This window comes from Paenibacillus ihbetae, from assembly GCF_002741055.1.
Taxonomy (GTDB): domain Bacteria; phylum Bacillota; class Bacilli; order Paenibacillales; family Paenibacillaceae; genus Paenibacillus_AQ; species Paenibacillus_AQ ihbetae.
In genome coordinates, this window is sequence record NZ_CP016809.1 from 1,558,256 (window position 1) to 1,570,000 (window position 11,745).

Consider the following 11,745-nt stretch of genomic DNA (forward strand, 5'->3'; position numbering starts at 1 on the left):
ATCCTGAAAAACCGGCTTTTTGAACTCGCACCAATATATTCGTTAAGGGGGAACGATTCATGGAACCGATCCGGCGAGTATTCACCTTTCGCGTGACCAATCCCATTCTTTCAGGACTTTTGTATTCATTTTTTTGGATGTTTCTTGGGGCGCTGGCGCTCTCCCTCCTGCTGTGGAGCAGCGGCTTGACGGAAGAGGATTTATCGTTCTACACCTTTCTCGTACATGCTCTTTCCGCATTTATCGGGGGCTGTGTAGGCGGAAAGCGTGCGGGAAACAGAGGCTGGTATTACGGCTGCCTGACCGGGCTTCTGTACGGCGTTACGCTGCTGGCGATCGGATTCCTGGCCCTGGACAGCTCGCTGGCGCTTGGAGACCTGACCCTGCTGGCCACCGTCTTTATCGCCGGCGCGATCGGAGGCATGTTTGGCGTTAATTTGAAAAAATAAAGCGAAAGGCCGACTCCTGATAGAGTCGGCCTTTCGCTTGCCAATCAAGTCTCTCGAAGGCATCCTATGTATACCTTCCGGATTACGTATTCGCGTTTACGCTATGGCTGATCGAATTACGATCGAACGTCAACTTCGTTACATCGTTCACTTTCAAAACGACGATATCATCGGTAATTTCCACGATCGTACCGTGAAGGCCACCGATAGTTACCACTTTATCGCCTTTCTGCAAAGCGCTCAGCATTGCCGTTCTCTGCTTCTGCTTCTTCTGTTGCGGACGAATCAGCAAGAAATAGAAGATGACGAACATCAGAACGAACGGCAGAATCAAGCCAAGCAGACCTCCGCCGCCTTGATTCTGTGCTGCTGCGAGTTCTTGTTCAAACATGTTTCTTTCCCCCCCTTCAACGACAACCCCCCAAGGGTCATAAGCTTACTTAGAAACCTTTTTCATTATCATGAAGGCCGTACTTGTCAAAAAACTCATCGCGGAAATCAAGCAGACGGTCTTCCATAATACTTTGGCGCACTTTCCGCATCAGATCGAGCAAGAAATGAAGATTGTGATACGTCGTTAAACGAAGCCCGAACGTCTCGTCACTCTTGATCAGATGACGCAGATACGCACGCGAGTAGTTACGGCAAGTGTAGCAGTCACATTCCGGATCCAGCGGTCCAAAATCCCTGGCGTATTGAGCATTTCGAACGACAAGACGGCCTTGACTTGTCATCGTTGTTCCGTTACGGGCAATCCGTGTCGGAAGCACGCAATCGAACATATCCACGCCACGAATCGAGCCCTCGATCAACGCGTCGGGTGATCCGACTCCCATCAAATAGCGCGGCTTATTGTCCGGCAGCAGGGGCACCGTGTAATCCAGCACTTCATACATCAGCTGCTTCGATTCTCCCACACTAAGTCCACCAATAGCATAACCCGGGAAATCCATGGAAGTCAAATCTAGGGCGCTTTGCCGGCGGAGATCTTCGTACATCCCTCCCTGGACAATTCCAAAGAGCGCCTGATCCTTAGGTCTGGCATGGCTTTGAAGACACCGCTCGGCCCAGCGCGAGGTCCGCTCGGTGGATTGTTTCACGTATTCGTATTCCGCCGGGTAAGGCGGACATTCATCAAATGCCATCATAATATCGGAGCCAAGCGCATTCTGAATCTCCATCGCTACTTCCGGGGAGATGAACAATTTGTCTCCGTTTAAATGAGAACGGAAATGCACGCCTTCCTCCGAAATTTTTCTCATTTCCGCAAGGCTGAATACCTGGAATCCGCCGCTGTCGGTCAGAATGGGCCGGTCCCAATTCATGAATTTGTGCAGCCCGCCTGCTTCCTTGACGATCTCATGCCCAGGGCGAAGAAAAAGATGATAGGTATTGCTCAGAATGATGTGGGCATCCATCGCCTTCAGCTCTTCCGGGCTCATCGTTTTGACGGTTGCAAGCGTGCCGACCGGCATAAACGTCGGCGTATCGATCACGCCGTGGGGGGTGTGAACCCTTCCCAGCCTTGCCCCCGACTGCTTGCAGGTTTTTATGTGTTCATACGTAACAGCAGCTGCCATGTAACCAACCTCCGAAGTTAATAAATAAACATTGCGTCCCCAAAGCTGAAGAAGCGGTATTCCTGCCGGACTGCTTCCCGGTAAGCTTCCAGGATATGCTCGCGTCCGGCCAGCGCGCTTACGAGCATGACCAGCGTCGATTTGGGAAGGTGGAAATTCGTAATGAGCGCATCCACCACGGTAAATGAGTATCCTGGATAGATAAAGATGCTCGTCCAACCGCTGCTTTCGCTGAGAGGACCTCCCTTATGAGCTTGGCCCACGGTTTCGAGCGTTCGGCATGATGTCGTTCCGACCGCGATGACCCGGCCTCCCCGACGCTTGGTCTCATTGAGAAGCTCAGCCGTTTCCTTGGAGAGGGAATAGTATTCTTCATGCATGACATGATCCTCAACCCGCTCAACGGACATCGGGCGGAAAGTTCCAAGCCCGACATGCAGCGTAATAAAAGCGATATTCACGCCTTTAGCCTTAATCTCGTCGAGAAGGGCTTCGGTAAAATGAAGTCCTGCCGTCGGCGCAGCCGCGGAGCCTTCATTCCGGGCGTATACCGTTTGATACCGGTCACGGTCATCGAGCTTCTCCTTAATATAAGGAGGCAGCGGCATCTGGCCCAGTTCATCCAGGATCTCCTGGAAAATCCCTTTATAGGTGAATCGAAGCGTCCGAGCGCCCATATCCCCCTCTTCTTCAATAACGGCTTTGAGCTTTCCGTTGCCGAAGGAGATCGTGCTTCCCTGTCTCAGCTTCTTGCCGGGCTTGACAAGGGCTTCCCAGCGGTCTTCCCCAAGGTTTTTCAAAAGCAGCACTTCCGCCTTCGCACCCGTCCCCTCTTTCTCGCCGAACAATCGGGCGGGGATGACCTTGGTATCGTTAAGAACGAGGGTGTCGCCCGGATTCAGAAAGCCTACAATATCGGCAAAAGTCCCGTGAGACATCCCTCCATCCTCTTTATTCAAGGCAAGAAGCCGGGAAGCGCTGCGTTCCTTTAAGGGAGTCTGCGCAATCAAGCGCTCCGGCAATTCAAAATCGTATAAATCCACATTCATGATCGGTCATTCCTTCGTTATAATCGTGTCGCGGTAATAGTGTTGCAGGATCTGCTTATAATCATACCCCTGATCCGCCATTCCTTTGGCCCCCCATTGGGACATGCCCAGGCCGTGGCCGTTACCCTTGCCCGTAAATTTAAAGCCAGCCTTGCTGTCGACGGCTCTGGCTTGTCCTTCACCGTTCAAAATAACGGTACCCGCGCCCTTTACGCTGGCGCTTCCATTGCCGGAGACAACCGTTACCGTCCCTCCGGATGAAACCGTGGATTCTGCACCATTCGCGCTCAATACAGTATAACTTCCGGTCGGTTCAATATCAAACAATGTGCTGGGCAGCCCGCTAAATGCCGAGCGGTATACATCCGGGTACTTCACATCCAATTGCTGGCCATTGGCGTTGACGGACATTACCCGGCCTGAAGGGCCGCGCTCGGTCACGGTCAGTGACGTTATGGCTGAAGGGAGGGAGCTAGACGTCTTCCCTTTCAGCGAAGCCAGCAGCTGCTCGGACGTGAACGGGCCCCGAACCCACGCATAGCTGTTCGATTCCGCCACCTTGTCCAGAACGACCGCCGTCTCGCCCGGATTCATCTGGGCTACAGGCTTGACATCGGATTGAATCAGCGGCAGCGGACGTACATTCGTATCCTTCGACGTTACCGTCATATAAGGGAGGCCTGCAGCGGTCTTGCTGCCTGTCTCCTTCACGTTATCTTCACGGACATAGCCGGTGAGCCCGCTGGGGAGAAGCACGTGGTACCACGATTTCAAGGCGGCTTGTGCCGACGAATCGCCCGGGCTTTCTACTGCAGCGAATACGTTGTTGGCGTTGCCCCACACCTCCGATGGATCAGAGGTCATACCCCCGGCGTTGGAGGAGAACACCGTCTCGACCAGCTTGCCGTCCTTCATGACGACTTCTCCCTCAGTGGCGTCCACCGCCTGCACGACGCTCGGATACTCGTAGGCCGTACCATAGTAAGCCTGACTCAGCGTTGTATCGACGACATTGGCGACCTCAAACTTGGTTCCTTGGAACAGCGCATAGGTTCTTGCGGCAACTGCTTGTGCCTTCAATGCCTCGGCCCCCCATGAGGAAGGCACCTCGGCTCCTACCACCGAATAGAGGTACTGTTGGAACGGCAGCTCATTCACCAAATACAATTGTCCGTTCTTCTTTCCGATCTCCATCGCTCCGCGATAGGTTCGGTCGGAACGTTCTTTTACATGGATGCCGGTGCCCGCGGTCCCCGCCACCTTGAGCGTGGCCAGCTCACCTGACAGCATGAAGTGCTGAACTTCCTGAGCAGCTGTCAGGTTCAGACTGGCGTCCTTGCGGATGATCAATCCCGGGGTTTTGGCATTCGTCTCAACAAGGGGATTCGGCGCGGCAGCAGCGGCTTGCTGCTGGACAGCGGCCAAATCCGATGCATTGGCAGCCTCCCCGACCCATACCTCAAAACCCGCCTGGGTCATGACGCTAAATGCGTCAATCCCGGTGGCGGCATAAGCTGCACGCGCTGCTTCCGCCTGTGCTTCCGTGGCGAACGCGCCTGCGGACAGGTGGAGACCTCCTCGTACCGAAGGGGTCTGACCGTTCAAATGGGCAGCCGCCGTCTTGGCTGTTCTCGCTGCCGCATCGGCCGCAGCCTTCTCTGATGCGTACATTCCCGCATACAGCTTATACACCTTGCCGTCTACGAACAGCATCGGCTTATCGCTGGTTGCCTGCAGCTTTTTAGCGGCTTCGGCAGCCGTTTGCCAATCCGACGTTTCCAGTACCTTTACCCGGTAGGAATCGACGCTCATGCGCGCCTCTTGATTAGCCGGTATGCTTGTGATCGCTTGCTGGGCCCCAGCATGATCCAACGCTACCGACAGGACCTCCTCGGATCGCAGGGTAACGGCATTGACTGTGGATCTATATTGGCTTCCAAGGTCCAGGAACATGGCAACTCGGATCGTGTCAAGTGACGGGGCGGCAGCATGCGCGGCAGGCCCTGCCCATATGCTTGCGGCTAGAGCAGCTGCTGCTATGCCTGCGGCAGTTCTGCGGAGAAATGACTTCTTCCCCATTATATTCATGTCTACAAACCTCCTGAAAGCTGTAAGGATAGAATAATGAGCGATTGTCCAAAAACGTCTATCGGCGGTCCTCCGGAACCGGAATGCCTAAATGATGGTATGCATTCGGTGTCACGACCCGCCCGCGCGGTGTGCGCTGCAAGAACCCGATCTGCAGCAGGTACGGCTCGTACACATCCTCGATGGTCTGGCTCTCTTCGCCAATCGTGGCCGCGATCGTATCCAGACCGACCGGTCCGCCGCGGAAGCTCTTGATCATGGCATGAAGCATTTTGTGATCGATGAGATCAAGCCCCATCGGGTCGATCTGGAGCATTCTCAGCGCTTCCTTTGCAATGTCGGTCGTAATCATCCCGTCGCCCCGGACCTGCGCGAAATCGCGGACGCGCTTAAGCAGCCGGTTTGCAATCCGCGGCGTCCCCCGCGAACGAAGGGCAATTTCCTCTGCGGCATCCCCTAAAATTTCGATGCCCAAAATGTCCGCGCCGCGGGACACGATATAACTCAGCTCATCCACCGTATAAAACTCCAGGCGGCTGACAACCCCGAAGCGATCGCGCAGCGGGGCGGAGAGCAAGCCCGCTCTCGTCGTGGCGCCTATGAGCGTGAACGGCGGCAGATCCAGCCGGACCGATCGTGCGCTCGGCCCTTTGCCGATCATGATGTCCAGCGCAAAATCCTCCATTGCCGGATACATGACCTCCTCAACCGTCCGATGCAACCGATGGATTTCATCGATAAAAAGAACATCGCCCTCCTGCAGATTCGTAAGAAGGGCAGCCAGATCGCCGGGACGCTCGATGGCGGGACCCGTGGTCGTACGCAGATTTACGCCAAGCTCATTGGCGATAATGTTCGCAAGGGTCGTTTTCCCCAGTCCCGGGGGACCGTACAGCAGCACATGGTCCAGCGCTTCCTTGCGCATCTTCGCTGCCTCGATATAGATTTTCAAGTTCTCTTTCACTTGATTTTGTCCGATATATTCGGCCAAATACCGGGGACGCAGGCTGAGCTCTACCGCCTGGTCCTCCATCATTAAATTCGCAGTAATAATTCGATCGTCCATCTTAAGTTAAACTCCTCTCCTGCAGACGACGCTATTAACCGGCATACAGCTGCTGCAGTGCCCGTTTCATCAATACATCGACCGATTCTCCGCTGCCGATGGTATCCTTAATCTTGAGCCATACCTTATCCAATTCGCTGTCCGTGTATCCGAGCGCCTTCAACCCTTCCCGGGCCTCGGTCCAAGCCGAACCGTTTTCCTCCGGCTGCTCCTCTTGAAGGGCAAACAGTCCTGTCGCCATTGCGGCATCGCTGAAGCCGTCCAGCTTGTCCTTCAGATCCAGAATCATGCGCTGGGCGGTCTTCTTGCCGATGCCCGGCAGCTTGATCAGGAACGAAATGTTCTCTTGATAGATTGCCGATACAACGTGATCCGGCGAGCCGCCGCCCAATATTCCGAGCGCCACCCGCGGGCCGATGCCGGATACTTCGATGAGCTTGCGGAACAAGCGCTGCTCTTCGCGCGTCGGGAAGCCGAACAGCAGAATCGCATCCTCGCGCACATGATGGTGGGTATACACCGTGACGACCCCTTCCATTTTGGCAAAGGCATACGGATTCGGGCAGAAGACGCGATACCCCACACCATGGACATCCAGCACGATATATTCACTCTCAAGATGGACGACCTGTCCACGTAAAAAATCTATCATTTTCGCAATACCTCGTTTAATCTGGAATTTAGCGTATACGAATGGGCGTGACATATAGCGACAGCAAGCGCATCAGCCACGTCGTCCGGCTTCGGTATGCTCGCGAGCTTCAGGTACATCCTTACCATTTCCTGCACCTGCTTCTTCTCCGCTTTCCCGTAGCCGACAATCGCCTGCTTAACCTGCATAGGCGTGTACTCGGCAATAGGAAGTCCCCGCTGAACGGCAGCCAGAATGAGCACGCCTCTAGCCTGGGATACTGTCATCGCCGTCGTTACATTCCGGTTAAAAAAAAGCTTCTCGAAAGCCACCGCTTCCGGCTCATATTTATCAATCAACTGCAGCATGCCCTCATAAACCTGGTGAAGTCTTTCCTCTTCGGGTGTATGCGCTTCGGTCTGGATACAGCCGTACTGCACCGGTGACACCTTGCTCCCCGTCTTATCGATAAACCCGAAGCCAACGATGGCAATCCCCGGGTCAATGCCTAAAATACGCAATACTAACCTCTCCTCTGATGAAGCGAACATATGTATCGTTCTCCCATTATAACAAAAGATCGCCCTTTAGTTGAGGAAAAACTTTGAACCTTTTCTTGCGCCTGTTTTCACATCGCTTGTTAAACCGCTTTTGTCCTTTTTTTTTACGGACGATTGTATTTCCATCATGGCGGGATAAAAGGTTCTCCGTGCTTGGTTGAGAATAGGGAGGATGCAAAGAATTGCACAAGAAAAAAACTGCCCGGTGCAGATCAGCACCAGACAGTTGCGGTATTGCAATGGAGGACCCAAGGCCGGACAATGTCGAACAGAGGGCAGTCCGGTTTCGTCAGGATTCGCTCAGGAGCTGGGCTTCATTACATTTTCGGCCATATCCCGCGCATAATCACTGAACGTCGACAAGACGCTATTGTATTCATCCATATCCTGAATCCGGATCCCTTCCTGAAGCTGCCGAATGACATCCTTTGGCAAGGAGGACTCCATCGACCCGAGATCTAATTGGAAAAAGGTCCGGAGCACCTTCTCTTCTTCCGGGGGGCCTTCAAACAAAGTTAAATTTCCGCTGGCATCCACGCTCACGTACGCTTGCTTCTTGCAGTTGGGGGAGAGATCGGATACCGTTTGCTCCAGCCAGACTTCCCCTTTATCATCCAGGCGGCCCTGCCATAATGGGTTTGTATTCATCAGTTCATAGATGCCGTCTGCATTCAGGCGCCCGATATTCTGCTCTTCAACCCCGCATACATAGGTAGTGCGCAAATGGACCTTCTTCTTCCCTTTCGATGCGTTCAGTTCCTGCATAAACTTTCTCTGCTCATGGGTCCGCTCCTCTTGCTTCTCCTCTTCAATCTGCAAATAATGCATCGTCTCGAGGGCGAGCGGTTTCTCGCGGTCGCTGCCGGTCAGCAGCATATTCATTTGATCCTTCAGCGTCTGTCCTGACCAAATCAGGATCATGGCTGCAGCCAGGATGGAAGTAGACCAGATGGCCCGTCTCCAGCGTCTCCGTCGTTTGCGGAACACTTTTCTTAAGAATTGAAAAACACTCAAGGTTATCCCCTTCTATTCAATGTTTTTCATATTGTGACCGCAAGGCTGCCAAATTATGCGTCACTGCCCCTTGTGACGAAAGCTCGCAACACAAAAGGACCATCTTCAGAAATTCTGAAAATGGTCCTTGCTTCAATCGGGACGACACGATTTGAACATGCGACCCCCTGGTCCCAAACCAGGTGCTCTACCAAGCTGAGCTACGTCCCGTTATTAAAATGCCGGTGAAGGGACTCGAACCCCCACGGTTTCCCTCACGATTTTGAGTCGCGCGCGTCTGCCAATTCCGCCACACCGGCGTAAGGATAATCATTAAGTAAATTCATGAAGAATGCGCACATCAATCAATGGCACGCCCTGAGAGATTCGAACTCCCGACCTTTTGATTCGTAGTCAAACGCTCTATCCAGCTGAGCTAAGGGCGCAAATGGAGCGGACGACGGGAATCGAACCCGCGACCCTCGCCTTGGCAAGGCGATGCTCTACCGCTGAGCCACGTCCGCAATATCAAGATTTATGTAACACTGGTGAGCCATGAAGGACTCGAACCTTCGACACCCTGATTAAAAGTCAGGTGCTCTACCAACTGAGCTAATGGCTCCCATTGTTAAAAATGGCGGAACTGACGGGATTCGAACCCGCGATCTCCTGCGTGACAGGCAGGCATGTTAGGCCTCTACACCACAGTTCCATGAGGCTTGATCGCTAATGCGATATAATTGGTTGCGGGGGCAGGATTTGAACCTGCGACCTTCGGGTTATGAGCCCGACGAGCTACCGAACTGCTCCACCCCGCGTCATTAAAAGGATTGCTTGTATGGGATCCCCGAAAAGCGATCGGAATTACCTGTGAAGCATGAGCTTCACTTTAAGGGGATGAATTATGGTGGAGGCTGAGGGGATCGAACCCCCGACCCTCTGCTTGTAAGGCAGATGCTCTCCCAGCTGAGCTAAGCCTCCGCGTTGGTGACCAGTAGGGGATACTCTCACTTCGTTCGAGACTGCGAAGCCTCAGCTAACGATGTGCATGCTCCGACGAACCGTGGCGGTTCTTATCCCCTGAAGCATGTAAAGAAAGATGGTGACCCGTAGGGGATTCGAACCCCTGTTACCTCCGTGAAAGGGAGGTGTCTTAACCCCTTGACCAACGGGCCGTATATAAAGTCCTTGCTGGCGGAGAGAGAGGGATTCGAACCCTCGAGACGCTTTTGACGCCTACACGATTTCCAATCGTGCTCCTTCGGCCAACTCGGACACCTCTCCATAAATGGCTCCCCGAACAGGACTCGAACCTGTGACAACTCGATTAACAGTCGAGTGCTCTACCAACTGAGCTATCAGGGAATATGTACCGCTTGGCGGCGTCCTACTCTCCCGGGACCCTTCGGTCCAAGTACCATCGGCGCTGGAAGGCTTAACGGTCGTGTTCGGTATGGGAACGCGTGGAACCCTTCCGCCATCGCCACCAAACGTTAAACTCAGGATGCGGCATCGCCAAATGCCCTAATCATCCTCATTGCATGTGCAGCTTGTACACTTGCAAATCGGGTTTGATCACCTGAAAACTAGATACGAAACGTCTTTGCGTTGATTAGAATCCGTAGCAGTTATCCCTTCAGATCCTCAGATCTTTCCGGGCCCCGCCAAAGTAATCGGAATCAGCTGCGAAGCTCTTCTTCACTTTGGTGGGTGTATTTAGGATAAGCCCTCGACCGATTAGTATTGGTCAGCTCCATGCATTACTGCACTTCCACCTCCAACCTATCTACCTCGTCGTCTTCAAGGGGTCTTACTAATTGGGAAATCTCATCTTGAGGGGGGCTTCACGCTTAGATGCTTTCAGCGCTTATCCCGTCCGTACGTAGCTACCCAGCCATGCTCCTGGCGGAACAACTGGTGCACCAGCGGTACGTCCATCCCGGTCCTCTCGTACTAAGGACAGCTCCTCTCAAATTTCCTACGCCCACGACAGATAGGGACCGAACTGTCTCACGACGTTCTGAACCCAGCTCGCGTACCGCTTTAATGGGCGAACAGCCCAACCCTTGGGACCTACTTCAGCCCCAGGATGCGATGAGCCGACATCGAGGTGCCAAACCTCCCCGTCGATGTGGACTCTTGGGGGAGATAAGCCTGTTATCCCCAGGGTAGCTTTTATCCGTTGAGCGATGGCCCTTCCATGCGGTACCACCGGATCACTAAGCCCGACTTTCGTCCCTGCTCGACTTGTAGGTCTCGCAGTCAAGCTCCCTTATGCCTTTGCACTCTTCGAATGATTTCCAACCATTCTGAGGGAACCTTGGGGCGCCTCCGTTACTCTTTAGGAGGCGACCGCCCCAGTCAAACTGCCCGCCTGACACTGTCCCCGTACCGGATCACGGTACCAGGTTAGAACCTAGATACGATCAGGGTGGTATCCCAACGTCGCCTCCACACAAGCTGGCGCTCATGCTTCTTAGGCTCCCACCTATCCTGTACAGATCGTACCCAAATCCAATATCAAGCTGCAGTAAAGCTCCATGGGGTCTTTCCGTCTTGTCGCGGGTAACCTGCATCTTCACAGGTATTAAAATTTCACCGGATCTCTCGTTGAGACAGCGCCCAAGTCGTTACGCCATTCGTGCGGGTCAGAATTTACCTGACAAGGAATTTCGCTACCTTAGGACCGTTATAGTTACGGCCGCCGTTTACTGGGGCTTCGGTTCACAGCTTCGGAGTTACCTCCTAACCGCTCCCCTTAACCTTCCAGCACCGGGCAGGCGTCAGCCCGTATACTTCGCCTTGCGGCTTCGCACAGACCTGTGTTTTTGCTAAACAGTCGCTTGGGCCTTTTCACTGCGGCCCCCTCGGGCTATTCACCCTACCGAGGCACCCCTTCTCCCGAAGTTACGGGGTCATTTTGCCGAGTTCCTTAACGAGAGTTCTTCCGCGCGCCTTAGAATTCTCTTCTCGCCTACCTGTGTCGGTTTGCGGTACGGGCACCTTCACCTGACTAGAGGCTTTTCTTGGCAGTGTGAGATCATGACCTTCGCTACTATAATTTTCACTCCCCATCACAGCCCAGCCTTACGATGTGCGGATTTGCCTACACATCAGCCTCACTGCTTGGACGGACATCCATCAGTCCGCGTCACTACCCTCCTGCGTCACCCCATCGTTCATAACGGTTTACGGTGGTACAGGAATTTCAACCTGTTGTCCTTCGACTACGCCTTTCGGCCTCGCCTTAGGTCCCGACTTACCCTGAGCGGACGAGCCTTCCTCAGGAAACCTTGGGCTTTCGGCGGATCAGATTCTCACTGATCTTT

At 53.7% G+C, this 11,745-nt stretch carries 9 protein-coding genes, 11 tRNA genes and 2 rRNA genes (1 of these 22 running past the window's edge); 1 reads left to right on the forward strand and 21 read right to left on the reverse strand.

Annotated features, from left to right (window positions below; all coding sequences use genetic code 11):
• Window positions 1-59 precede the first annotated feature (59 nt).
• Window positions 60-449, forward strand: coding sequence for a TIGR04086 family membrane protein (locus tag BBD41_RS07090; protein WP_007133167.1), 390 nt, complete (start codon window positions 60-62; stop codon window positions 447-449).
• Window positions 450-531: 82 nt separating this feature from the next.
• On the opposite strand, the gene yajC is transcribed toward BBD41_RS07090, so the two are convergent.
• The 21 genes from yajC to BBD41_RS07195 all read right to left on the reverse strand — a co-directional run.
• The gene (gene yajC, locus BBD41_RS07095) at window positions 532-840 is read right to left on the reverse strand and encodes a preprotein translocase subunit YajC (protein WP_077569198.1); all 309 of its coding nucleotides are present in this window, start codon (window positions 838-840) and stop codon (window positions 532-534) included.
• A 49-nt stretch (window positions 841-889) separates the two neighbouring features.
• A complete protein-coding gene (tgt, locus tag BBD41_RS07100; RefSeq protein WP_099477114.1) occupies window positions 890-2,029 on the reverse strand; it encodes a tRNA guanosine(34) transglycosylase Tgt in 1,140 nt (379 codons plus the stop codon).
• Window positions 2,030-2,046: 17 nt separating this feature from the next.
• Entirely contained in the window at window positions 2,047-3,078 is a 1,032-nt protein-coding gene (gene queA, locus BBD41_RS07105; RefSeq protein WP_099477115.1) for a tRNA preQ1(34) S-adenosylmethionine ribosyltransferase-isomerase QueA, read from the reverse strand.
• 6 nt (window positions 3,079-3,084) lie between these two features.
• Window positions 3,085-5,166, reverse strand: coding sequence for a SpoIID/LytB domain-containing protein (locus tag BBD41_RS07110; RefSeq protein ID WP_099477116.1), 2,082 nt, complete (start codon window positions 5,164-5,166; stop codon window positions 3,085-3,087).
• Window positions 5,167-5,224: 58 nt separating this feature from the next.
• Window positions 5,225-6,232, reverse strand: coding sequence for a Holliday junction branch migration DNA helicase RuvB (gene ruvB / locus BBD41_RS07115; RefSeq protein WP_099477117.1), 1,008 nt, complete (start codon window positions 6,230-6,232; stop codon window positions 5,225-5,227).
• Window positions 6,233-6,266: 34 nt separating this feature from the next.
• Complete coding sequence (gene ruvA / locus BBD41_RS07120; protein WP_077569202.1) at window positions 6,267-6,884, reverse strand: Holliday junction branch migration protein RuvA; 618 nt, start codon at window positions 6,882-6,884, stop codon at window positions 6,267-6,269.
• On the reverse strand, window positions 6,881-7,384 hold the full coding sequence (ruvC, locus tag BBD41_RS07125; protein WP_028404989.1) for a crossover junction endodeoxyribonuclease RuvC: 504 nt from the start codon (window positions 7,382-7,384) through the stop codon (window positions 6,881-6,883). The genes ruvA and ruvC overlap by 4 nt, the downstream gene beginning before the upstream one ends.
• A 339-nt stretch (window positions 7,385-7,723) precedes the next feature.
• On the reverse strand, window positions 7,724-8,437 hold the full coding sequence (locus BBD41_RS07130; RefSeq protein ID WP_099477118.1) for a BofC C-terminal domain-containing protein: 714 nt from the start codon (window positions 8,435-8,437) through the stop codon (window positions 7,724-7,726).
• A gap of 136 nt (window positions 8,438-8,573) precedes the next feature.
• Window positions 8,574-8,647 (reverse strand) — tRNA-Pro (locus BBD41_RS07135).
• Window positions 8,648-8,656: 9 nt separating this feature from the next.
• A tRNA-Leu gene (locus BBD41_RS07140) sits at window positions 8,657-8,736 on the reverse strand.
• A gap of 49 nt (window positions 8,737-8,785) precedes the next feature.
• Window positions 8,786-8,862 (reverse strand) — tRNA-Arg (locus BBD41_RS07145).
• Between the two features lie 3 nt (window positions 8,863-8,865).
• Window positions 8,866-8,940: transfer RNA gene (locus BBD41_RS07150), tRNA-Gly, on the reverse strand.
• 22 nt (window positions 8,941-8,962) lie between these two features.
• Window positions 8,963-9,038: transfer RNA gene (locus BBD41_RS07155), tRNA-Lys, on the reverse strand.
• A 13-nt stretch (window positions 9,039-9,051) separates the two neighbouring features.
• Window positions 9,052-9,128, reverse strand: a tRNA-Asp gene (locus BBD41_RS07160).
• 29 nt (window positions 9,129-9,157) lie between these two features.
• A tRNA-Met gene (locus BBD41_RS07165) sits at window positions 9,158-9,234 on the reverse strand.
• Between the two features lie 87 nt (window positions 9,235-9,321).
• Window positions 9,322-9,397, reverse strand: a tRNA-Val gene (locus BBD41_RS07170).
• 119 nt (window positions 9,398-9,516) lie between these two features.
• A tRNA-Glu gene (locus BBD41_RS07175) sits at window positions 9,517-9,591 on the reverse strand.
• A 17-nt stretch (window positions 9,592-9,608) separates the two neighbouring features.
• Window positions 9,609-9,700 (reverse strand) — tRNA-Ser (locus BBD41_RS07180).
• Between the two features lie 5 nt (window positions 9,701-9,705).
• A tRNA-Asn gene (locus BBD41_RS07185) sits at window positions 9,706-9,781 on the reverse strand.
• Window positions 9,782-9,790: 9 nt separating this feature from the next.
• Window positions 9,791-9,907, reverse strand: a 5S ribosomal RNA gene (gene rrf / locus BBD41_RS07190).
• 226 nt (window positions 9,908-10,133) lie between these two features.
• Window positions 10,134-11,745 (reverse strand): 23S ribosomal RNA (locus BBD41_RS07195); it runs 1,316 nt beyond the window's last position.